The organism is Microcoleus sp. PH2017_08_TRC_O_A, from assembly GCF_020738665.1.
Taxonomy (GTDB): Bacteria; Cyanobacteriota; Cyanobacteriia; order Cyanobacteriales; family Microcoleaceae; genus Microcoleus.
On the sequence record NZ_JAEQCE010000018.1, the window covers coordinates 1 to 22,463 of the forward strand.

20 protein-coding genes and 1 pseudogene are annotated in these 22,463 nt (G+C 43.9%); 15 read left to right on the forward strand and 6 right to left on the reverse strand.

All coding sequences use genetic code 11. The features are described from left to right. Positions 1-149: 149 nt before the first annotated feature. Positions 150-731, forward strand: coding sequence for an Npun_F5749 family FMN-dependent PPOX-type flavoprotein (locus JGK22_RS07695; RefSeq protein WP_293176443.1), 582 nt, complete (start codon positions 150-152; stop codon positions 729-731). Positions 732-851: 120 nt separating this feature from the next. On the opposite strand, the gene JGK22_RS07700 is transcribed toward JGK22_RS07695, so the two are convergent. From JGK22_RS07700 to JGK22_RS07710, 3 genes are all read right to left on the reverse strand, one after another. Continuing rightward, complete coding sequence (locus tag JGK22_RS07700; RefSeq protein WP_293312658.1) at positions 852-1,088, reverse strand: hypothetical protein; 237 nt, start codon at positions 1,086-1,088, stop codon at positions 852-854. An 8-nt stretch (positions 1,089-1,096) separates the two neighbouring features. Beyond that, positions 1,097-1,894 carry a serine O-acetyltransferase gene (gene cysE / locus JGK22_RS07705; RefSeq protein ID WP_293176439.1) on the reverse strand — a complete coding sequence of 266 codons (798 nt, stop codon included), beginning with the start codon at positions 1,892-1,894 and terminating at the stop codon, positions 1,097-1,099. Between the two features lie 190 nt (positions 1,895-2,084). Next, positions 2,085-2,567 carry a hypothetical protein gene (locus tag JGK22_RS07710; protein WP_293176437.1) on the reverse strand — a complete coding sequence of 161 codons (483 nt, stop codon included), beginning with the start codon at positions 2,565-2,567 and terminating at the stop codon, positions 2,085-2,087. A 113-nt stretch (positions 2,568-2,680) separates the two neighbouring features. On the opposite strand from JGK22_RS07710, the gene JGK22_RS07715 reads away from it, so the two are divergent. From JGK22_RS07715 to mrdA, 4 genes and pseudogenes are all read left to right on the forward strand, one after another. Beyond that, on the forward strand, positions 2,681-2,974 hold the full coding sequence (locus tag JGK22_RS07715) for a hypothetical protein (RefSeq protein WP_293176435.1): 294 nt from the start codon (positions 2,681-2,683) through the stop codon (positions 2,972-2,974). Positions 2,975-3,176: 202 nt separating this feature from the next. Next, positions 3,177-3,806: a helix-turn-helix domain-containing protein gene (locus tag JGK22_RS07720; RefSeq protein ID WP_293216877.1), complete on the forward strand. Its 630-nt coding sequence runs from the start codon at positions 3,177-3,179 to the stop codon at positions 3,804-3,806. Positions 3,807-3,848: 42 nt separating this feature from the next. Further along, a pseudogene (locus JGK22_RS07725) lies at positions 3,849-4,667 on the forward strand (transposase); the annotation flags it as partial. 171 nt (positions 4,668-4,838) lie between these two features. Next, complete coding sequence (gene mrdA / locus JGK22_RS07730; protein ID WP_293210252.1) at positions 4,839-6,668, forward strand: penicillin-binding protein 2; 1,830 nt, start codon at positions 4,839-4,841, stop codon at positions 6,666-6,668. Between the two features lie 423 nt (positions 6,669-7,091). Here mrdA and JGK22_RS07735 read toward each other — a convergent pair whose 3' ends face one another. After that, positions 7,092-8,828, reverse strand: a complete 1,737-nt coding sequence (locus tag JGK22_RS07735; RefSeq protein WP_293312652.1) for a DUF3352 domain-containing protein — start codon at positions 8,826-8,828, stop codon at positions 7,092-7,094. A gap of 142 nt (positions 8,829-8,970) precedes the next feature. Further along, positions 8,971-10,104 carry a flagellar assembly protein H gene (locus tag JGK22_RS07740; RefSeq protein ID WP_293195841.1) on the reverse strand — a complete coding sequence of 378 codons (1,134 nt, stop codon included), beginning with the start codon at positions 10,102-10,104 and terminating at the stop codon, positions 8,971-8,973. Between the two features lie 140 nt (positions 10,105-10,244). Here JGK22_RS07740 and JGK22_RS07745 point away from each other — a divergent pair, with 140 nt between their 5' ends. From JGK22_RS07745 to JGK22_RS07765, 5 genes are all read left to right on the forward strand, one after another. Beyond that, a complete protein-coding gene (locus tag JGK22_RS07745) occupies positions 10,245-10,421 on the forward strand; it encodes a hypothetical protein (protein ID WP_293205866.1) in 177 nt (58 codons plus the stop codon). 37 nt (positions 10,422-10,458) lie between these two features. Then, positions 10,459-10,602, forward strand: a complete 144-nt coding sequence (locus JGK22_RS07750; RefSeq protein WP_293176425.1) for a hypothetical protein — start codon at positions 10,459-10,461, stop codon at positions 10,600-10,602. A 211-nt stretch (positions 10,603-10,813) separates the two neighbouring features. Next, positions 10,814-13,225 (forward strand): dynamin family protein, encoded by a 2,412-nt coding sequence (locus JGK22_RS07755; protein ID WP_293176423.1) that lies wholly within the window; start codon positions 10,814-10,816, stop codon positions 13,223-13,225. A gap of 55 nt (positions 13,226-13,280) precedes the next feature. Beyond that, positions 13,281-13,844 carry a hypothetical protein gene (locus tag JGK22_RS07760; RefSeq protein ID WP_293176421.1) on the forward strand — a complete coding sequence of 188 codons (564 nt, stop codon included), beginning with the start codon at positions 13,281-13,283 and terminating at the stop codon, positions 13,842-13,844. Positions 13,845-13,855: 11 nt separating this feature from the next. Beyond that, entirely contained in the window at positions 13,856-16,168 is a 2,313-nt protein-coding gene (locus JGK22_RS07765) for a dynamin family protein (protein WP_293176419.1), read from the forward strand. Between the two features lie 330 nt (positions 16,169-16,498). Here the strand turns inward: JGK22_RS07765 and JGK22_RS07770 are convergent, their stop codons facing one another. Continuing rightward, the gene (locus tag JGK22_RS07770; RefSeq protein WP_293176417.1) at positions 16,499-17,098 is read right to left on the reverse strand and encodes a pentapeptide repeat-containing protein; all 600 of its coding nucleotides are present in this window, start codon (positions 17,096-17,098) and stop codon (positions 16,499-16,501) included. Positions 17,099-17,710: 612 nt separating this feature from the next. Here JGK22_RS07770 and purL point away from each other — a divergent pair. The 5 genes from purL to JGK22_RS07795 all read left to right on the forward strand — a co-directional run bounded on the left by purL (position 17,711) and on the right by JGK22_RS07795 (position 22,433). Next, a complete protein-coding gene (gene purL / locus JGK22_RS07775; protein WP_293205868.1) occupies positions 17,711-20,293 on the forward strand; it encodes a phosphoribosylformylglycinamidine synthase subunit PurL in 2,583 nt (860 codons plus the stop codon). Between the two features lie 119 nt (positions 20,294-20,412). Next, complete coding sequence (locus tag JGK22_RS07780) at positions 20,413-21,216, forward strand: formylglycine-generating enzyme family protein (protein WP_325314963.1); 804 nt, start codon at positions 20,413-20,415, stop codon at positions 21,214-21,216. 124 nt (positions 21,217-21,340) lie between these two features. Then, the gene (locus tag JGK22_RS07785; RefSeq protein WP_293176412.1) at positions 21,341-21,556 is read left to right on the forward strand and encodes a hypothetical protein; all 216 of its coding nucleotides are present in this window, start codon (positions 21,341-21,343) and stop codon (positions 21,554-21,556) included. Between the two features lie 5 nt (positions 21,557-21,561). Further along, complete coding sequence (locus JGK22_RS07790; protein WP_293176410.1) at positions 21,562-21,966, forward strand: hypothetical protein; 405 nt, start codon at positions 21,562-21,564, stop codon at positions 21,964-21,966. A gap of 32 nt (positions 21,967-21,998) precedes the next feature. Beyond that, the gene (locus JGK22_RS07795) at positions 21,999-22,433 is read left to right on the forward strand and encodes a hypothetical protein (protein WP_293176408.1); all 435 of its coding nucleotides are present in this window, start codon (positions 21,999-22,001) and stop codon (positions 22,431-22,433) included. The last annotated feature ends 30 nt before the right edge of the window (positions 22,434-22,463 follow it).

A 22,463-nucleotide genomic window follows, 5' to 3' on the forward strand; every position in this document is an offset into this window, starting at 1 on the left:
TTTAATCTGATCCCTCTTGAGTTTTTAAGCAACAGCTTGCCTGAGATTCAAAGGTGGCTACTTTTAGCTGTACTCATTTTTTAGTCTAAACTACAGTTACTGATTGCCAACTACCGATCGCCAATTACCCATATAATAGGATATTCATTATGTCTTTAGCACTTTGGCGATCGCCCTTAGCGCGATCGCTCCACCGCAACCGCAGTCTTGCCTATGCCCGCTACTTGCAACTAGCAACGGTTCGTCCTGACGGGCGTCCTGCTAACCGCACTGTGGTGTTTCGAGGCTTTTTGGAAAACACCAACCAGTTAAAGTTTATTACAGATATTCGCAGTCAAAAGGCAGAGGAAATTAATCTCTATCCTTGGGGGGAGATTTGCTGGTATTTCCCTAAAACTCGGGAACAATTTCGGATTGCTGGACAACTGATTTTGGCAGGGGCAGATTGTCCAGATGTAGAGTTGTACGCAGCCCGCCGCACAGCTTGGCAGGAGCTTTCTGAGGGGGCGCGGGTGCAGTTTGGTTGGCCCGATCCTGGGAAAGACAAGGCTGAGGCTACTGCTTTTGATTGTGCTTCCCCAGATGCGATCGAGCCGCTGCCTAGTTTTTGCTTGCTGCTGTTGGAACCGGAAACGGTGGATTTTTTGGAGTTGCGGGGGGAACCCCAGAACCGATCGCTTTACGGGCGCGACGGGGATGGCAATTGGTTTGTGCGATCGGTCAATCCCTGAAAAAGAAGTCATTAGTTATTGGTTATTGGTTATTAGTTATTGGTTATTGGTTATTGGTTATTGGTTATTGGTTATTGGTTATTGGTTATTGGTTATTGGTTATTGGTTATTGGTTATTGGTTATTGGTTATTGGATTGGTTCCAATGCCCTGCGCGGGCATTCTTCCCTGTTTGGCCTTCTTCCCAATGCCCTGTTTGCCCAATGCCCAATTCCCAATGCCCAATGCCCAATGCCCAATGCCCAATTCCCAATTCCCAATTCCCAATTCCCAATGCCCAATGCCCAATGCCCAATGCCCAATGCCCAATTCCCAATTCCCAATTCCCAATTCCCAATTCCCAATTCCCAATTCCCAATTCAAATTTTAGATGCCGGTGCCGTCGAAAAATTCTTGAATTGCTTTATCTTTTAACTGACAAGCGGTGGCAACAGCTAATTGGTTTTTTTCAGCTACAGCTACATGACTGGTTTGATTTAAAGTTGAGAATGCTGAATGGAAATCGGAAACAGAAGTTAATGAGGCAGATGGTTGGGGAATCAAACTTTTTAGTTGCTGTTCGAGGGATTCGATACGATCGACTAAAGAGCGAATTACCGCAGCTTCGGAATCCGGCAAACTGCCGTGTTCTAGGGGATTGACGCGCACTCCCGATCGATAAACAATGCGGCCGGGAATCCCTACAACGGTACAGTCAGATGGTACGTCTCGCAGGACGACGGAACCGGCGCCGATGCGAACGTTGTTGCCAATTAGCAGGTTGCCGAGTACCTTGGCGCCGGCACCGACAACTACATTTTCACCGACGGTAGGGTGACGTTTGCCACTTTCCTTGCCTGTGCCGCCGAGGGTGACACCTTGGTAAATTAGGGCAAAATCGCCGACGATCGCTGTTTCGCCAATCACAACCCCCATACCGTGGTCGATGAAGACGCTTTTGCCGATCGTTGCCCCTGGGTGAATTTCAATGCCGGTCAAAAAGCGAGCAATGTGGGAAATTAAGCGGGGAATGAAGGGAAGACCCAGTACGTAAAGCCAGTGTGCGAGGCGGTGCAGCACTAGGGCCTGAAGACCTGGGTAACAAAACAAAACTTCCAGCCAGTTGCGAGCGGCTGGGTCGCGATCGAAAATTATACTGAAGTCAGCTCTAAGAGTCTTTAGCACTTTCGGATTTACCAATTTTGGTTAAACACGGCACTTTCGATCTTACATTTTACTTGATGGGGGAAGTTAGTGGCGGAGCGCGAGATTTGGGGAGTCGGAGATTGGGGGAGTGTCCCTGGAGCAGATTGGGGGAGATTGCGATAAAATTTGAAGATATTCGATTGTCCCCACCTCACAGCGCCACTGCACCCTATTCCTGTACTGAGATCGTATAGTTAGACTTGACTCCGGGTTCGAGTGTGCCGACCCAAATTTTGTATGAGCCTGCTTGCCAGTCTGAATCTACAATGCCAGCATCTTTATTCTGACCTGTATCGTCTCCGCAGCGCACGGTGTTACCGGGGCCTTGTACGAGTAAGGTGGTGTCCTTGCCTCCGCTGTTGACTTGGATGGTAAGTTTGTCCAAGTTTTGCTGCAAGACTATGATGTGGTCGGGAGTGGGGGTGGCAAAACCCAAACATTTGTTTTTGTGGCGATCGGCGTTGGCAATGGCAGATAGAGAGTACGATCCGCCTGTGGAACCTCTCAAAGCTGCTGTTGGGGCCCCAAAACCTCGCGATAAAATTAATGTGCCGAAATTGGCTGTTTCTGCTAAAACTGGGTGGGTGGCGATCGCACAAGTCGCAGCCAAGATCGCAGCGTTTTTGAAATGAACTCGCGGATTAAACAACATGGCACTACTCCTCTGTCACAACTTAAAATCACAACTCAGAATTTACCCATCGCAGCCCCAAGAATCCGAACTAGGAGAGGAAGAACATTTTTTTTTAATTAGTTCAAAACCTCTTGGTTTCTCTTCCTTATTTTTATCAGAACAACACCTGTGCGATCGCCCTTCCTCGTGCCACTCCCAGTTCTGCCACACGCGCCACGCTCATACCCGCAATTGTACGGTGTCAAGATGATAAATTTGATACTGCTTGCCTCTGTATTGGGAATTGCTTCCCTATTCGCCGAGGTTTTGCTATTGTTACCTATGACTCTATCTGGCTGGCTCCATTTCCCGGTTTGGCTCAGCCTGACTTTGATTTTGCTGGCTATTTCTTGGTGCTTGGGCGATTAGTTTGCAGCGATCGGTGACAAGTTATTAGTTATTCCAAGGCCAATTATCAGAAAATTGGGTTGAAAACCCCGTCATTATAGGACGGCTTTAATTCAAATATAGAGCAAGGCTTCAACTTTTAAACCTTTTCAATACAAAGAAGTATGACAAACCCTTCAATCCAATAGATTTTAGTTTAAGCTTAAATCAGGTACACAACAAACAGGAGGTGACTCAATCTTGTTGACCAACTATGTTTACAAACTTCGTCCAAATCAAACCCAAGATTTAAAAATGTCAAACTGGGTGGATATGTTGAGAAGTCACTATAACTGGTGCCTGAACGACAGAATCATTCAATATAACCAACAGTTTGTTCAAGGAGACTACTGCGATATCAGAAATCAGGTTGAAGCTTGTCCGTTAACCTGCTTCGTCAGTAAAAATGGTGCAACCGGCAATCCCTGGAAAGATGGCAAGGTAGATTTTGAAGGTAAACTCAAAAATCCTCGTCGCACTGCTGGTGACATTCAAATCACATCCTTACCGAAGCTCAAAATAGCTAGACCTTGGTATAGTGGCATTGACTCAACAGTTTTACAACAGAACGTTAAACGTTTAGATACTGCCTACAAAAACTTCTTTGAAGGCAGAGGATTTCCTCAATTCAAAAACCGTAGTAACTTTACCTCTTTTACTTTTGTAATGGGAATAAAGATACAAGGTAACAAAATCTACTTGCCCAAAGTAGGTTGGATGCGGTTTTATAACTCACGCTCAATCCCTGATGGTTTCACTATAGCGGATCTAGCTCTCATATTCGCGGACGTTGTTGGGAAGAGAGCCCTCTTGGTTTCAGTGGTTATATAACCTGTCAGTCATACCTCACCTTTTTAGCGCCAAAATGGTTGGTACGTGTCTCTGAGGATCGAAGACAAGTCTGTTCCCGATTACAAGGCTAAATCTCTCCAGGATGTGGTTAAAGTAATTGGATGCGACTTAGGGATTACCAAGCTGGTGCATCTTTCCGATGGATATCAAATTGAAAATCCCAAATTTTCAACTAATAAAAAAGTTAAACGCACCTTAAAAATTAGACAGAGACGAGTTAGTCGCCAAGTCAAAGGCAGTAAAAATCGGAAAAAAACAGCCAAAAAAGTAGGACTATTACATCAAAAAATCAGCAATCGGCGTCAAGCGTATCAATGGAAAGTCGCTCACAAAATAGTGGAGCGAAATATTGATGCAATTGCTTTAGAAGATTTACATATTTCTGGAATGCTACGTCGTTGTCGTGTAAAAATTGAGGAGAAAACTGGAAGATTTCTCAAAAATGGACAGTCCAGAAAAAAAGGTTTAAATCGCTCTATTTCTGATGCAGGCTGGGGTGAATTGATTTTGAAGATTGAGTATCTAGCTGCAAAGCAAGGAAAGGTCGTCATTAAAGTCAATCCTAAACACTCTAGCCAAGAATGTCGAAATTGTGGTCATATAGATAAGTCCAACAGAGATGGTGAAAAATTCATCTGTGTAGAATGTGGCTATCATGAACACGCTGATATTGGTGCTGCAAAAACGATTAGAGATCGAGCTTTGAAAATGGTACGCGGGGACTCTGCGAAACCTGGTACTATGTACCTAGACGCCCAAAAGGTATCACCACGCTCAAAAAGCAAATGTGGTGAGTTTGGGAACCCTAGCCATAGGGATATTAAGACCGAAATGTCTTAAGAATCCCCGTGCCTTGACTGCCGGGGAGTGTCAACAATCTTTCCGCTTCGCCCAACGGTCAATTCCCGTTAATGCAGCTTGCACCTATAGAACGGCCCGGGGTGTGATGATGTATACTGCAAAATTGACAATCAGGACTCTAAAATCTAGGATTTAACATCTACCTATAGAATGATGCAACGAGAAATTTCTGCGCTCTCTGAATTTCGCTCGAATGACAAAACTCTGCTGGAAACTCCTAAGAAACAGTCGCGTCCGATACACCGGGCGATCGTGTTAATGCTAGTAGCAACCGGTTTGCTGGGCCTGCACGCTAGCCGGCTGGTGGAATTGCAACTGGTACAAGGCAAGCAAAACCGAGAACGAGCCGAAAACAATCGCGTTCGCCTAGTACCGATGCCGGCGAATCGCGGACACATTGTCGATCGCAAAGGCAAGCTGCTAGCGGCTAACAATTTAGCTCGATCGGTCTATTTGTGGCCGAAAGAACAAACGCCCGAAGAGTGGAAAGTGACAGCACAAAAGTTGAGTCCGCTGCTAAAAATCCCGGCTAAAGAAATATTAGAGAAATTAAAAAAAGTTGATCCTCTATCCTACAGACCGGTGCGAATCAAGCAAGCTATGCCACCAGCATTGTTTGTACCGCTAGCAGAACAGGTGGGACAAATGCGGGGAGTGGAAGTGCGGCCAGAAGCAAGCCGCTACTATCCCGAAGGCAGTTTAGCTGCTCACGTTTTGGGATATATTGGCGAAGCTACCGCAGAAGACTTGAAAGCTCACCCGGAATATCCAATGGGGATGATTGTCGGTCAGATGGGCATAGAAGCAAGTTCTAACAAGGAAATTGCGGGTGTGTGGGGCGATCGGCTGATCGAAGTAAATGCCCAAAATCAAGAATTGCGACTGATGGGGGAGACACCGCCCAAACCGGGCGAGGCAGTGCAGCTAACCATAGACTTGTCCATGCAAAAAGCAGCCGAAACAGCCCTGGGGAACCGCCGGGGAGCAGTAGTGGCCCTTGATGTGAAAACCGGCGCGGTATTAGTTTTGGCCAGCCACCCGACTTTTGACCCCAATTTGTTTACGCGAAAAATCACTAAGGATGATTGGGCAACTCTTCAACAGGAAGAAAATCCATTTGTGAATCGAACCATGCAAGGCTATCCCCCCGGCAGCACGTTTAAAATTGTGACTTCCGTCGCGGGGATGGAGTCGGGCAAGTTTTCGCCGGACTCAATTATTGGTACTTCGTCTTACATTACTGTGGGGGGAATTGATTTTAACGAACACAGTGGCGGTTACGGAAACATCGGCTTTCGGGATGCCTTGGCTTTCAGCAGCAATACGTTTTTTTATCAAATCGGGATGAGTGCCGGGCCGGACGAAATTGCTAAGTGGGGACACCGCTTGGGCATTGGTAAGGATACGGATTTGAAGCTTTTGGGCCTAGGCGGTGGCGATCACGGTCAAATGCCGACCCCGGCCCAGAAGGAAAAAATCTATAAAGAACCTTGGTATGCTGGTGATACGGTAACAATGTCGATCGGTCAAGGGTTCGTGTTGGTGACTCCTTTGGAGGCGGCGGTGATGGTAGGTTCGATCGCCAATGGTGGTAATCGCGTCAAACCGCATCTTTTGACTTCTCTGACTGGCAAGCCTGAGACAAAACCAGTACCTACGGGGATGAAACCTTCGACAGTTAATGTGATTAAAGAAGGACTCGTGGCAGTAGTTACCGACGGTACGGGACAGGGGCTCAATGACGGTTCAATTCCACTAACAGCGGGCAAAACTGGGACTTCGGAGGTAATCGGACAGAAGGATCACTCGCTGTATGTAGCCTATGGGCCTGCGGACAAGCCGGAAATTGCGATCGCCGTGGTTGTGGAAAATGGCGGTTTTGGCTCTGTTGCCGCGGCGCCGATCGCCAAAGAGGTGTTTCAAGCTTATTTTGGGAAACCTAAAACACCAGTCAACCCAATAGTAGTCAATCCTGAGTAGTCATTAGTCATTAGTCATGTTTTGCGAGCTTAAGAGCTCGCGAACGTTACTCGCGAACGCTATTAGTCATTAGTCATGTTTTGCGAGCTTAAGAGCTCGCGAACGTTATCAGTCATTAGTTATGAGACAGTAAGCCCAAACACAATGTTTGTGCCAATAATTTTTAAACGTGCTATGACTCATGACTGGACTGGGAGCCTCTCACTTTTGGAAAAAGCAATTTCTTTACAGTGCGAGCGTCCCCGCTCGCGAGTGTTGGATAGATCGCGAGCGGGGACAGCACTATAAAATCAAAACTGAGATGCTCCCACTGCACTGCTGATAGATGGTCGAGGTGCGTTTACGTAAAAAACCGGGTTTTTACCACCCCTACGGATGGCATCAAACTGTCCGAATTATTGACAACTGACAACTGACAACTGACTAATTCAGCCGCATAAATATTGTAGCTTTGCGAATTCCTGTTATTTCTCCCGTACTGGTGACGGTGAGCGATCGCAAGTGGTCAAAAAGTGGTCTTGCAGAAAGTTCAATTAACCTCAACAGCGGGATTTGTTTTTCCCAAATTGCTCTGCTGGAGGGCCAGTCTAAATAAAAATAGCCGTCGTTAGCTGGCGGTAGCGGTTCGATGCTGGTTTGAAAATCTTGATTTGCCACCAAAGAGCCTGTTTCGGCTGCTTTGAGTGCTGCGTCCATTGCTTCTACGGAAGTCGTGAAAATTTCGTATTTGCCGACAGTGGCTCGAACTCCTTTTGCCTCGGTTTCGATCGCACTTTTGCTCTTATTTTTTACATCGTAACTCTGGCTCGTTGTCAACTGCGTCCAAGCGGTAATTTTCTGGTTTCTGAGAGTAAAGTTGCCGATACTGTATTCTTTGCTGCGGGCAATTTCATCGAGTTTGTCGATCGCCTTTTGAGCATCAGCAGATTTCTCGGCCGCAAAAATCCAGTCGGGAGTGTTTGACGAACTCGGAACCACGGCTAAAGCGTATTCTCCTTGTACCCAGTTAAATATATCTTGGGGCAAATTGACGCCCGAATTTTGCTGAATATCTGCGATCGCGCGATCGACTAATTTTGAAGCCTCTGTGTTAGTTGACACCGCCGATGACAAATCAGTCCAAAAATTCCTTAAATCGGTGCTGGCGACCGTGAAAGGACTGGCTGAGGGTATGTACTGCAAGGCTTGCACTGGTGCGGATAGTGTGGGAATTGCTGTTTTGTCTCCCGATGTCACCAAAGCAGTTTGGGCCAGCAATCCCCGTCGGTTGACTCCGATAGCAACTGCGAGGGAATTGGGGGAAACTTGGGGATTTTTCTCGGTTGCTGGCTGCGGGAGATTGACAAATCCTAAAGCTATTCTGCCTTGAGTTAGCTGCTGCAAAGCTTTTTGATAGTTAGGACTGTTGTTGAGATTCCGGTTTGCTGATTCTACGTTATCAATTGCATCTCGCAGCACGTTCGGACTGTTGGCAAATAAAACAAAACTGCTGTTATTTCCTGAATCAGAACTACCGCCGATTGCTGCTGTTACAAAGCTGGGAGGCAAAGTTGAATTTGGTAGAGAAAGCGAGTTGAAAGACCAAATCGAATCTTTTTTAGGGTTAGTTATTGGTGACTCTTTATAATAAATTTTGACACCTTTGTATACTTCCGACTGCACAGTTTTCTCCTTACGAGATTCTTTTTGCCAGTAGGAAGTGAGAAATTCTTGACTGCGATCGGCATTTTGGGAGGAAACGGCTAGCAAAAACCCGGTTTGTTTGCCGTTGTTGAGTTCGCGATCGTCGAAATCTGGCGTGGTGGTGGCGAAAGTAATTTCGTCACCTATCCAAGGTTGGATATCGCGACTGTAATCCAGGCCAGTATTAACGAGGAAGCTTTTTTTTATTTGCTCGAATTCAGCGTGCGATCGGCTTCTTTCTTCAGGAGAGGCAAAGATTTGTCGCAATGCTTCGAGGCGATCGGGATTTACCAGCATTGAAACTAACACAGGTGATTGTTTCGAGACAAACACAGCCGCAGCCGGAGTAGTTGTCGGCCCACCGGCGAGCAGATTGAGGGGAGTTTTGGTTGACAGCCAGTAAAAACCGCCTGCACTCAAGGCTAAGAGAGCCAAAACGCCAGCAATGAGGAAAGAAAAGAACGATCGCAGCTTCATACAACAAGGACTAATGACCACAGTCTACTATTAACTACAGTAGCGCATGACCGTAGCTATTGACATCTGCAAAATATAGAGGCGGTATCTGTGAGAAACCGCCCCAATATTGACAGGCTATTACCCGTCAGTTTATTTTTTTCTAAGTCAATGATTGTGCCAATCTAGCCATCAGTTCTTCAATCGATAATTGAGGCAAGTCTGCCAACAGCGATGATAAATTGTCTGGGGATAAAGCCAGCAGATCGGGGATGAGATTTACCGGGATTTCTTCTAATTGTCCCGATTGAATGAAGGTTTTTTCCATAACTGTTTGTGCCAACAAAATTTGCACATTTTGGTGTTCATTTTCTCCCGCAGGCAGAGTAGATAATTGCACTAACAGCAAGGTGAACTCGGCAACAGGCAAAGCCGAAATCGGTAGAATTAATGCGACAGTTCGTGGGTCTAACTCCCCATATCTAACTTGCAAAAAACTCTCCAAAATCATCCGCTGTCCTTCTTCCCGGCCTTGTTGGAGGCCTTGTTGGAGGCCTTGTTGGAGGCCTTGTTGTTGTGCAGCTTCTAAATGTTGTTGAAAAAGAGGTGCAATCGCCATAACTAACTCCTGATCTTCATCATCCCCTGCGGGAATAGGTGGTGTATTCGCTTGCAAATTTGCCTGCAAGATGTACAATAATTCTAGCGCGTTAGTTCGGAGTGGATTATCCACAGGCAATGCACTGAGTTCTGCGATCGCCTGTTCCTGTACCCGTCCGCGGCCCAACATCCGCAACCACATAGTCTCGGGACTTCTCGGTAGCTGGTGAATCGCGATTAGTCCGACTCTCCAAACCTGAGTTAAAAAATAAACTCCTTTCGCCCAGCCCTCGGACTCTTCGGGAACCCGAAAACCAAAACTGTCCAGTAAAAGTTCCGAAGCAGTGGGAGTTAAAATCCACAACCTCGGCAATTGTCTTTCTTCTAAACGCTGGTCTTCTCGATTAGTCTGCCGCCCCAGTTTTGCCCTACTATTTAATAGTTTTACCACACAACTGAAGATTCCCTCAGTATTAACCGGATTGCGAAACGGCTCAATCACAGCTACAGTAGCAGCCATCTTACCCAATAAACCCAAACTCTGAACATATTCGCCCTCAAAAGAAGTTGGTTGAAACCAGACATCAATTTCTCTGACTTCAGCGGTGACATCTTTGCTGGTTTCTACTTCTCCCAGAGGCGACAATAACTCTTGAAGGTATTCTTTAGCAAACTGGTCGTGGGGAAACTTAGTCATAAAGTCAATGTTTTGCACTCCCTGCTATTTTACACAAACAAATAGTCATTAATACAAACCCAACTCAAATGTTAACAATATCAACGTCCTCTGAATAAAGAGTTTTACTACCAAACATCAGTTGGAAATTATATGAAGATTTGCTCGCGGAACTGGGAAATCAACGTTCCGCCAGAATTGCTTATCATCAAGGTCAATTAGAAATTATGGTGCCGCTACCGGAACATGAAAATCGCAACAGACCGATCGATCGCACTCCAACGACAGGCGCAACCGCAGCAGTGCGAGAATTCCGGGAATGGGTGAGGAATAGGTAATTGTCAGTCTACCAACTCTTAACGTGCGAGATCCCTCGTGCACGCAAACGACAATCACAGAGCTCGCACAAAACTGGTGTTTGACTGTGCGGGCGATCGACTTTTGGGGAATATGGGTATAATTTATTACAATAGAGAGCGCTCGTTCGGCGAGCGGGCGATCGTTTCATACCTGCATTAAGCAACGCCCGCCGATCATCTGATTGAAGACCTGCAACAATCTCAAGAGCCTGTGTGTAAAATTCTTTAAAGAAAGTGCGATCGTATCTTTACAAGTATAGTATAATACCCTAGAGTCATAATTAAACAGTGCGGCTGTCAGCCCTCTATCAGTTGCGACTCAAATATGTTAAATAGGATACATATTCACTCTCAACACCAGTATTTAACACATGAGTAAACAATTATACAAAGTTTTTGACGAAGTAGAATTCCAAGCTCAACTGCTTGCTAAATACTGGAATAATTTTTCTACAGAAATCTCCGAACATTTACCAGATACATATCAGCCTGAAATACAAGAACTTTCTAGTAAATTAGACGAGGCTTTAAGTAATCTGGTTGATGAACTCCGTAATCCAACTCTGACTCTGGCGACCACAGGAACCACCAGTAGTGGGAAAAGCACTTTGGTAAATTTGTTATGTGGAGCCGAAATTGTCCCCGTAGCCGTAAGTGAAATGAGCGCAGGGGCAGTCACTATCGAATATAGCAAGGAAAAGTCTCTAATAATCCATGAAACACCAGGAGCATTGTGGGAGTGTGGAGAATGGAGAGGTATCAGAGAGGAGAAAATTTATCAGCGCTTATATGAAGCAATGATAAGTTATATTGAAAATAGAGAAAAACAACCGAATTTAGCTTGTCCACAATCGACAATCTTTTACCCTTTCCGGCTTGTCAAAGAGTCAAAACTAGAACTGCCACAAGGAACTAGGGTAAAAATTCTTGATTTACCTGGTTTAGCCTATGTGGGCGATCAAGGTAACGCAAATGTGATTCAACAGTGCCGAGAGGCATTGTGCATAGTAACATACAATAGTGCAGAAACCGATGCACAGAAAGTAAAAAGCTTGTTGCAAGAAGTTGTACAGCAGGTCAAAGATTTAGGTGGTTCTCCGGCGCGTATGCTTTTTACTCTTAATCGTATTGATGTTTTTCGCTCCGATAGAAATTGGCCTGAAACAGAAAATCGCTTTTTTGAAAATGCTATCCGCAGTATTAAAGGTGAATTGACTGAACAATTAAAAGAATATACAGAAGAGATTGAGAAGTTGCAGGTTGTAAAACTTAGTACATGGCCGGCTTTACTGGCTCTTCAGATCCAAAATTATGATGAAATATTTAGTGCTGAGGCGTGTAAAAAAGCGGACAACAATTTTAATGGATTAATTGATGAAGATATATTAGAAGACTTGCCACGTAACGTACAAAAATGGTCTAGACACGACCGAAACCGAGTTGCTGAAGCATTATGGAAAAAATCTTATGCAGAAGAGTTTCAGCAACACTTAAGAGAACATATTACTGAACACTTCCCACAGCTAGTAATTCCACAAATTATAGAACGTTTTAATCTGGCTGCTGGAAATGCAGTAACGGAATGGGCTGTACAAACAACAACAGCTATTCTTAACAGTTCAGAAGCAGGTTATCAAGAGGAATGTGAAAAAATATCAAAAATTAGGGCAGAGCTTGAAGGCTTCTTAGAAACTAGCGATACAAACTTAAAACAGCCGTTTGAAAGACTAGATACAAAAGTCAAACAGGTTCTTGCAAAACAGTCACAAGATGACGTTGTGAATTATATAAGAACCGTAATTAGGGAACTCCAACAGGAAGAGCCATACAAGAAATTAGGAGAAAAATTATTTCCACTTTATTCATGGGAGAAGGAATTTCAAAAAGGAATTACTCAAGTCTTAGAAGCAGTGGCAAAGTCTTTAGAAACTGGAAGGGTAGAGTTAGACAGTCCGAATTTAAAAAGAGCAAATGTTTTAAATGTCAATTTACTAGCAAGAAACTTGAACCGTTTAGTTGACTTAGGCTACAAAGCTTCCGTTGCTAAAGAAGGAAAAACAATGGAAGCAAGAACAGAGGCAGATAAAAACAAACTCAAACAACTCAATGAGGAACTTAATGAACTAGCTATCCATCTCAACATTGTTATACAGGATGTATTAAAACAGATTTCTACTCAAGAATTAAATAGAATTCATCAGGCTGTGTCCGAATTGTTTCGTTGCCACTTGTCTTATTTTGAAAATGGAGCAAATTCTCGTGCACCTGACATAGCGATTAAATTTCCTGAATCAGAACTGATTAAAGTCGAGAGTAATTTAAAATTTAATTTTCGGTTTAAAGCAGGATTTGCTATTACACAAGGGACTTGGGAAGAAGCAGTACAGGTTCCAAAACAAAAACGAACTTGGTATACATTGTGGATAGGTAAAAAAACCATTTATGAAACTGAGTATCAACCACGTTCTAGTGATAATGCTGAACTACCCAGCACAGAAAAATTACTGGAAGGTTGGATAGAGCAGGCGAAAGGGCAAGAGTCAGAAAGAGTAAATCAAGTTGCACGCTGGTTACTAGAACAAATTGACTGTCTAAAAAAAAATGTAGACAAAATTCAGAGTGATATTATTGACCGTTATCAGGAAAGACTCGATAAAGCAAACCAAGAAATTACTCTAGATTATGAAAAGCAAAGAAACATTTGGCAACCTATGAAACAAAAAGCTCAAAACCTAGCAGAAGAATTTTCGAGCTTCGACATAATCTTAAAACAGGAGTGTTAAATTCAAATGAGTATTAAGGAACGCAAATCAAATTTGCTATTGGAGCGATAAAGAAATGGATTTTGAAAAAATTAGGGATACTGCTAAAGTTATCCAGGATGTTGTTGGTACAGCTATCCAGGATTTTGTTGCTGCTACAGCTACCAAATTTGTGGAGAGGCCAAATTCTCAAGAACCAAAGAGGAAGCAAATACAAGGAGAATCATCAAATAATAGACCATCTCTACCTCCTTCTCCAAAAAAGTCTTCCGTGTCTGTAGCTTTGTGTCTTATTGTTCCAGCATCGGTGGTGGGAAATATCAGAGAAAATCATACAATTAATGTCTCTGATATAGAAACACTAATAGAAAATGCTTCATATTTTCTATGTACAAGTCCTGAAGATGCGAATATCATACAGCAGCGTCTAAAATTAACTGAGGAAGATATTACAGATGTAAGTGAACAAAGAGAATTTTACTTCAGGATTGACATTGCTGATGGGCCAGAAATGATTGGGAAAAAAGTTCAATATATTTTAAAAAGAAATCTTCCCCCAAATGGACAGGGTACTGTTAAAGAATTAGCTTGTCTGGAATATCTATCTGTATCTGGTTTAGAAAAATTTAACCGCGTGTAAGGAATATATCAATGGACTGGAAAACAGCTTCTTCTTACTATGAGACTCGTCTCACTGACGCTTTAAACATCCAAAGACACGCGGTAAATTTAGCCAACTTACCCCAAGCCGAAGTTCCGGCTCGATTAAAAGAGGTACTTTTACAAGAAGCAGAACCAACTCGTCGCCAACTTGAAAGACTGAGAAAGCGTGAGTTTCGCATCGCTGTTGTTGGGCTAGAAAAAGCCGGAAAAAGCACATTTATTAATGCTTGGCTAGAATGCGATTTACTTCCAGCGAAGGGAGGAAGATGTACATTTACAACCACCCAAATTTATTCAGTTGAAAATGAGTCCGAACAAAGGCTGGAAGTACAAGCGAGAACTGATGAAGAGTTTCTAAATTTACTAAAAGAGCTTGAGAAAGTAGGGGCGAACGAAGACCTAAATACCATAAGAGCAAACGAAATAACTTTACAACAGGTAAGAAGAGAAGGTAATGTGACTTTCTCATTTACTAGACTAGAAGATATTAGAGAACCGCTAAAAAAATATGTAGCAGATGAAAAGTATGCTCACGCTGTTTTAGAAGCTCGACTTTATACTAACAAACTTGCTCAAGCTGAAGGGATTGTTTTTTATGATGTTCCGGGTTTAGATTCAGGTTTAGCAAAGCACGTTGATGAAGCACAAGAAATGCTCTCTGACTGTGATGCTGTAATATTGGTACAACGGTTTACTAGCCTCCGAGAAAAGGAACTAGAAATAATAAAATTCACAGAACTTGGCGATAAAAACGTCACCGTTGCTGATAAGCTGTTTGTTTTTTTAAGTCGGATTGATTCATTAGGTAGTGCAGAGGCGCTTAAAACACATATTGAAGAAGCTTCCCAAGATTGGTTAAGGCGTGCAAACCTTCCACCTGAACGCATTGTATATGGTTCAGCGGGAGCCTATTTAATTTTGAATGGTTTAGCAGGAGAACAGACTAAGTTAGAGATTGGGGACGCAAGTAATATTCAAGCTCAGTTGAAGAGATTAACAGGAATTGCCGATGGAAAAATTATCACTAAAGATGGCACGGGCATTCCAGAAATTAAAGACAAAATTTTTAACTATATCAACACTGAGCGTGTATCTATTTTAAAGAAAAGATGCGAAGCGTCTATCAATAAAATTATTAGCAATTCTGAAGAAATTTATATTACAGTCAGTAAAAAGTATCCTGAAAATCCTGAAGAAGCAAAGCTATTTGAAGAAAATAATCGGCGAGTTTTATTTACAGAATGGTGGAATCAAAAATGGGAAATAATTAAAGCTGACTTACAAAAATACTATGAATATTCTGTTGTCAACAAACCCTTAGAGAGTTCAACTGCTAAGTCATTTACTCAAATAGAAAAATTTAGAGAGCGATATTTACAAATCGTCGAGACTGAAATGAAGAAACTTAGGGAGGAAACATTTAACAAGAAAGATACGATTTTTCTGGCTAACTCAAATCCAGAGTTTGATCGCATGAAAGCCAATTTTGCTTGGCGTGATAGTTTGTATGGTGATATTAGTAAGCTTCTATCTTCAATTGCTCATCAACTTGCTTTAGAACTTAAGGATGAAGCATTAAAATTAGTTGAATACATGACAAGTTTATTATGGGAAAGTAACCAAGTAAAATCCAGGCTTATTGAAAATTCAGAGGAGTATTTTTTAGCAAAACTAGAGAATAGCTTAAGCGTATTATTTTTACGTTTTGCCCGTCCAGTTTCGGAAGCGCTGATTCGTGGCCCAGTTAATAGTGATACTCGAAATAAAATCATCAAAAGTTTAGGAGTAGATATTGAAATTGTTGATAACTACTATAGTGGCGAAGAAGCTGCCTTTAAAGTTCTGAAAAAATATGTAAAATATGGCTCGGATTTACTATTTAATCCTGACCTTCGGCAACAAGTCTTGGGAGTGCCAGGAGTAGCAAGACAAATTGCTGGGGTAGCAACGCAGATAGTAGTAGATGTTTCTAAAGACCTCATATCTTCACAAGAATCTGTAGTTTTTGAGGTAGAGAATGATATTAATGCGTTTGAAGAATACCTACGCTATGCAATCTTCGGTGCGTCTGGTTTCGAGTCATACTGTATTCAAGAACTGAAGGGTTTAGTTGATAGTTTTAGAGACAAAGAAGGTACTTGGACTGGGGTTGCTCTTAATGAATGGTTGCAGGGAAATTCAATTCTGTTTGCTGAAATACCTGATAACTTGAAGTCAGAAGAATCGAATTTAGAAGTTAGCGAACGATTAAGGCAATTATCTATTGCTTTAAAAAGAAGTCGTTTGCCGGAGGTACTGTGAGTGACTGAAAATACAGGAAAATAGACCTTTTGCAAAAGTCCTTTTAATCAAATTTTAGGACGGGCTCTCCGGCCCATTCCACAAGAAAAGATGATTTTTGTGGGATGGGCCGGAGATCCCGTCTTAGCTATTTTTGCAAGAGGTCTAATTTAACATAAGTCTGTGGGTACGATCGCCCAAAACATCTTCCACCATCATCAATCAGCTTCTAATCCGCCGAAAAAATACCCGCCTCGATCGCACGCTTAACGTCCTCCCAGTAGCGGCGGACGTGCTTTCATACCTAACGTTATCAGGGTTATTTTACCAAACGCGAACTAATTGTGCAGGTTACCACGGCAAGCCTCGCGCATCGGAAAAATCAGCATCGAGAACCGCCCCCGGATCGAATATAGCGCCAGTTAAATCAGCTTTTCTAAACGACGTTACTGATAATTTTTCGATTTCTTCAACAGCGATAAAAAAGCCGATCGCACATAACCCCAAAATAACCCCAGAAACCAAAAATAAACCAATTCCCCTCAGAGTATCCCCGCCCAAAAATGTCACAATACCGTTAGCGCCGATCGCAGCAGCAGCCCCAGCTACAGCCCCCGCCACAATTCCCGCCTCGCCCCGAGTCGCAGCAATCGCCGTCGCAGCAGTCCCAGCCACAGCCACAGCCCCCGCATCCACCCCGCCAATCAGTCCAATCAAAGCCCCAGCAGCCGTCACTATCACCGCTGTTACGCCAGCCCTAGCAATCAATTTTTTTACTCGGCGGCGGCTTTGTCCGGTTCTGACGCCCTGAAAATTTGCCCCTCTCAAAATCGCCCCGGTGAAATTGCAGCCTCGAATGTCGCAACCGCTGAAGTTCGCCCCTGATAAGTCCAGCCCTTTAAATGAACGGTTCCGCAAGTTTTGGTTGGCAAAATTGAGATTTTGAGTCATAAGGAAGAGGGAAGAAGGAAGAAGGAAGAAGGAAGAGGGAAGAAGGAAGAGGGTTTGAGGAATTAAGCATATCTTAACTGTCGGGTGCGACTTCTTTAGCAGAAAATAAGATATATGTCAATTATTATCCGATATTTGGTAACTTCTCAGTTTCCCTGTACGATCGATCGCGTCCTAGGAATTCATCGGAGCCGCCAAAAACTGCTACGATCTTTGAGATTAAGTTGACAACAATGCAGCCCCTTCAATTCATGCTAGAAATTAAAATCTGAATGCTGTTATCCACAAACTCTGTCATCCTAGAAATTAGCATTAACAGTCCTGGATGGACGAGTGGTCAGAAACCGGGTTTTTTACCGAAAAGATTTGGGTGCATCTGGCGCAAGACAAATATGTTTGTAGGGGCGAAGCATGACCGCAGTCAATATGGGATTATAACTAATAATTTATATGCGGTCATGCTTCGCCCTCCTCAAAAACCAGATGCACCCAAAGATTTCCTTCCAACCCTCAGATTAAATAAAAAACCCGGTTTCTTTGGTCTTGATACCTAAATCCCGATCGACAAAATCCCAAGTCGGGATGTAAAATCTACAAAACATCGCAATTATTATGCCAAACCTCCCATTTTCCCCCGAACAAATTGCCGCTGAAAGACTCAAACCCGAAGAATATGAAGAAATCGTTCAGCGTCTCGGCCGCCATCCCAATAAGGCTGAATTGGGAATGTTCGGCGTGATGTGGAGCGAACACTGCTGCTACAAAAATTCGCGGCCGCTATTAAAACAGTTTCCCACAGAGGGCGATCGCATTCTTGTCGGCCCTGGAGAAAATGCCGGCGTTGTAGACTTGGGAGATGGCTTGCAACTTGCTTTCAAAATTGAATCCCACAACCACCCGTCAGCAGTGGAACCTTTCCAAGGTGCTGCAACTGGCGTCGGTGGGATTCTCCGCGATATCTTTACAATGGGCGCTCGCCCGATCGCACTTTTGAATTCTCTACGTTTCGGCAATTTAGATGATAGCAAAACTCAGAGATTGTTCAAAGGTGTTGTATCGGGAATCAGTCACTACGGAAACTGCATCGGCGTACCCACGGTTGGCGGCGAAGTTTATTTCGATGCTGCTTATTCTGAAAACCCGCTAGTTAATGTCATGGCTTTGGGTTTAATGGAAACTCAAGAAATTGTTAAATCTGGCGCATCGGGAATCGGAAATCCTGTGCTTTATGTGGGTTCAACTACTGGCAGAGATGGCATGGGAGGCGCAAGTTTTGCTAGTGCAGAATTGACCGACAAATCAATGGATGACCGCCCAGCAGTCCAAGTAGGAGATCCGTTTCTCGAAAAATCCTTAATTGAAGCTTGTTTGGCAGCATTCAAAACTGGTGCTGTCGTCGCCGCCCAAGATATGGGCGCGGCAGGAATCACCTGTTCGACATCGGAAATGGCAGCCAAAGGTGGTGTCGGAATTGAATTTGATTTAGATAAAGTTCCGGTTCGAGAAAGCGGTATGGTTCCCTACGAATACCTGCTTTCGGAATCGCAAGAACGGATGTTGTTTGTCGCACAGAAAGGACGGGAACAGGAATTAATTGATATTTTTCATCGCTGGGGATTGCACGCCGTAGTCGCGGGGACAGTCATCGCAGAGCCGATCGTCCGAATTCTGTTTAAAGGCGAAATCGCTGCTGAAATTACCGCGACTGCTTTGGCAGATAATACGCCAATTTATCACCGCGAATTGTTAACGGAAGCGCCAGAATATGCTAGAAAAGCATGGGAATGGACGGCGGACAAGTTGCCGGAATGCACCGCAGCCGGTATCGAAGTTCAAGGTGATTTCCAAACTTGGAATCAGATTTTGCTGACTCTTTTAGATACTCCCACCATCGCTTCTAAACGCTGGGTTTATCGCCAATACGACCATCAGGTGCAAAATAATACTGTTGTTTTGCCGGGAGGCGCTGATGCTGCTGTGGTCAGATTGCGGCCTCTGGAACCATGTCAAAAAGAACCCCCCCAACCCCCCCTTGCTAAGGGGGGGCTACAAGAGGAAGAACCCGCCCTTACTAAGGCGACGCTACAAGAGGAAGCAGAAGCTATTCCCTTATTTAAGAAAGCACAAGGAAGAGAAACTGCCGAATTTTCTCCCCCCCTTGTAGGGGCGGTGCCCCCGTGCCCGCCCTCGCCAGGGGGGGTTATTCCCGGAGTTGCGGCGACGGTTGATTGCAATTCTCGCTATGTTTATCTCGACCCTTATGAAGGTGCAAAAGCCGTCGTAGCGGAAGCAGCGAGAAACTTAAGTTGTGTCGGTGCTGAACCTATTGCAGTTACGGACAATCTCAATTTTGGCAGTCCCGAAAAACCTGTAGGATATTGGCAGTTAGCATCGGCTTGTCGCGGGATTGCTGATGCTTGTCGCGAGTTGAAAACACCTGTGACTGGGGGTAATGTTTCTCTGTACAATGAAACGGTTGATTCTGATGGCAATCCTCAACCGATTTATCCAACTCCGGTAATCGGAATGGTGGGATTGATTCCAGATTTGACGAAGATTTGCGGTCAAGGTTGGCAAAAGAAGGGCGATTTAATTTATGTGTTGGGAATTGGAGCAAATAGTCAGGATGAACTGACCTTTTTTCAATCGGCTAATTCTGAATTGAAAACTGAAACTCCGAAGAAATCGGCTTTTGCTACTCTCGGAGGTTCGGAATATTTAGCGGCAGTTCACGGGATTGTAGCGGGGAAACCGCCAAGGATTAATTTTGAATTGGAAAGGAAAGTGCAATCAGTTTGTCGCGATGGAATCCGTAGCGGTTGGGTTTGTTCCGCCCACGATGCTGCGGAAGGTGGAATTGCGATCGCCCTGGCGGAATCCTGCATCTCTGGTAAACTGGGTGCGGAAATCCATCTGGGCTTGAATTCGGCAAATGTTAGCCGTTGGGATGAAGTTTTGTTTGGTGAAATGGGCAACTGCATTATTGTTTCCATCGCGCCGGAAAATCAAGGAGTTTGGGAAGCTTACTTGCAAGAACATTTGGCTAAAATGTGGCAGAAAATCGGTGTAGTTGGGGGTGCTGACTCGCCTTTGCGGGTGGTGAGTGCGGATAATTTGGGGTTGATTGAGGTCGGGATGGGTGATATGGGCGATCGGTTCTATAATGCGATCGAGCGTCGAATTGGATCTGTTTGATTTCGAGGGATAAGTAGCGGTGGTTGAAAGTGCCTGGTTTCAACCACCGCTACACTGACAAAACCCGCCTGCGCGGGTTAAATTTCTACAATATATTTTCTTCTTTAAAACCCACAATTATGAGAAATTTACAAACGTTTGATTTTGAAACAGTGACAGTTGATGTCCAGGGTAATATAACTAACCGTAAAGACAATCAAGCACAATTTATTAGCGAAGATTTAGGTGGCGGTGCAAGCTTAGAAATGATAGCAATCCCTGGAGGCAGTTTCCTGATGGGCTCCCCCACTGAGGAAGTAGGGAAAGAAAATATGGAAAATCCGCAACACAAAGTTAACATCTCTCCTTTTTTTATGGGCAAGTATGAAGTCACTCAAGAACAATACCAAGCGGTGATGGGAAATAACCCATCTAAATTCAAAGGCGCGAAACGTCCTGTAGAAAAAGTAAGTTGGAATGATGCTGTGGAATTCTGCGAGAAACTTTCCCAAAAAACAGGCAAGACTTATCGCTTACCTTCGGAAGCCGAGTGGGAATATGCTTGTCGCGCGAGAACTAAAACACCTTTTCACTTTGGCGAAACAATTACCGCGGATTTAGTCAATTATAGTGGCTATCCCTATGGTTCTGCACAATGGGAACCTTCCCGCAAAGAAACAACGGATGTCGGGAGTTTTCCTCCGAATGCTTTTGGACTTTACGATATGCACGGGAATGTTAACGAATGGTGCAGCGATAGCGTGAATTTTAACTACAATGGCGCACCAAATGATGGAAGTTCTTGGGAAACTCACTCTGACTTGAGAGTTCTTCGTGGCGGTTCCTGGAAATGTCATGCGGTGAATTGTCGCAGTGCCTATCGCTCCGGGAATAGGGCAGGCGACGACGACAGAGGTTTTCGCGTTGCTCTTGTTTCTGGGTAGTCTCACTTGTAGGTGCGTCGCTATCAACAATCTACAAATCAAATTGACAATCTCACAGCGACGCACCCTACAAACACTGTTCACCTGCTATCATCAAGATAGACGCATCGTAGGAAAACAACCGATGACACTAACAGAATTACTCCCTACCATTAAAAAACTGTCTGCGATCGATAAACGAGAGTTAATCCGTATTCTTATGGCGGAAGAAGATATCAGTCAGAATATTTTTCCTTTGGAACCTTACAAGACTTACTACTTGCCAACTCCCTACAATACTTTTGGTGCTGGTACAGCTTTGATGCAGGCAATGAATCTGGCTAACAGCAACGAAAAGTGAGTATTATGCGATTTCAATACTCTACCAATCACCCCTCTCAAGATGAGTTTGACAGCTTACCGCGCATTCCCTTGATTCTGCACCACAATAACCAGAGAGTCGAAGTTGTTGGGTTAGTAGACAGCGGTGCAACAGTGAGTGTATTGCCTTACAAAATAGGAATTCAGCTTGGCTTAGTGTGGGATGACAGCAAAGCCATTATTCGACTGGCTGGTAACGTTGGTAATCAACCAGCGATGCCAGTATTTTTCATGGCTGAAATAGGGGAGTTTGCTCCGGTAAGATTAGTATTTGCTTGGGCAAAAAGTGATAGCGTATCATTGATTCTGGGACAGACAAATTTTTTCTTAGAATTTGACGTTCACTTTTATCGTTCTCGGCTTGAGTTTGATATTGAGCTGAAGCGTTAATTTCCACCATAATTTATTGGCACGGTAATTCTATGACTGCTACAACCGATCGCCCTTTAAAACATTTTTGCATAGAAGACCTGAAAAGTGCCGACCTCACAGGTATTTCTCTCATCCCTCAACCTTTAACCTTGCGTTTGGACTTTACTTTCGGAACCGGGATCTACGATACTGCGATCGAATTCTATCAACTCGTGCATCAGGTAATCTCTCAACCTGTCAACGCCGACTCAGAAGACTCTTGCTTCTGGGTAGGTAACGCAGAATTAAGACAACTGACAGAAGATAAAAGTCAAATTTTATCTGCTTTGTCCTATCCTTTTCAAAATCAAGAGGGTTTGGTTGAGACAGGTTCTTCAACTCTTTTCTACTTTCGGCTGGAAGGAGATATTTGTATCGAAGTAGTTTGCGGTAGTTACAAAATTTTTCAAGAATTGGAAGCGGCGGTTGAAACCGCGTCTAGATAAACAAAACCCGGAGGATGTGCGGGTTGAAGC

Bases quoted from the DNA above. Each gene is read 5' to 3' on its own strand.
- JGK22_RS07695 (WP_293176443.1), top strand. From the start codon at position 150: ATGTCTTTAGCACTTTGGCGATCGCCCTTAGCGCGATCGCTCCACCGC.
- JGK22_RS07710 (WP_293176437.1), bottom strand. From the start codon at position 2,567: ATGTTGTTTAATCCGCGAGTTCATTTCAAAAACGCTGCGATCTTGGCT.
- mrdA (WP_293210252.1), top strand. From the start codon at position 4,839: ATGATGCAACGAGAAATTTCTGCGCTCTCTGAATTTCGCTCGAATGAC.
- JGK22_RS07735 (WP_293312652.1), bottom strand. From the start codon at position 8,828: ATGAAGCTGCGATCGTTCTTTTCTTTCCTCATTGCTGGCGTTTTGGCT.
- JGK22_RS07740 (WP_293195841.1), bottom strand. From the start codon at position 10,104: ATGACTAAGTTTCCCCACGACCAGTTTGCTAAAGAATACCTTCAAGAG.
- JGK22_RS07755 (WP_293176423.1), top strand. From the start codon at position 10,814: ATGAGTAAACAATTATACAAAGTTTTTGACGAAGTAGAATTCCAAGCT.
- JGK22_RS07760 (WP_293176421.1), top strand. From the start codon at position 13,281: ATGGATTTTGAAAAAATTAGGGATACTGCTAAAGTTATCCAGGATGTT.
- JGK22_RS07765 (WP_293176419.1), top strand. From the start codon at position 13,856: ATGGACTGGAAAACAGCTTCTTCTTACTATGAGACTCGTCTCACTGAC.
- JGK22_RS07770 (WP_293176417.1), bottom strand. From the start codon at position 17,098: ATGACTCAAAATCTCAATTTTGCCAACCAAAACTTGCGGAACCGTTCA.
- purL (WP_293205868.1), top strand. From the start codon at position 17,711: ATGCCAAACCTCCCATTTTCCCCCGAACAAATTGCCGCTGAAAGACTC.
- JGK22_RS07780 (WP_325314963.1), top strand. From the start codon at position 20,413: ATGAGAAATTTACAAACGTTTGATTTTGAAACAGTGACAGTTGATGTC.
- JGK22_RS07785 (WP_293176412.1), top strand. From the start codon at position 21,341: ATGACACTAACAGAATTACTCCCTACCATTAAAAAACTGTCTGCGATC.
- JGK22_RS07790 (WP_293176410.1), top strand. From the start codon at position 21,562: ATGCGATTTCAATACTCTACCAATCACCCCTCTCAAGATGAGTTTGAC.
- JGK22_RS07795 (WP_293176408.1), top strand. From the start codon at position 21,999: ATGACTGCTACAACCGATCGCCCTTTAAAACATTTTTGCATAGAAGAC.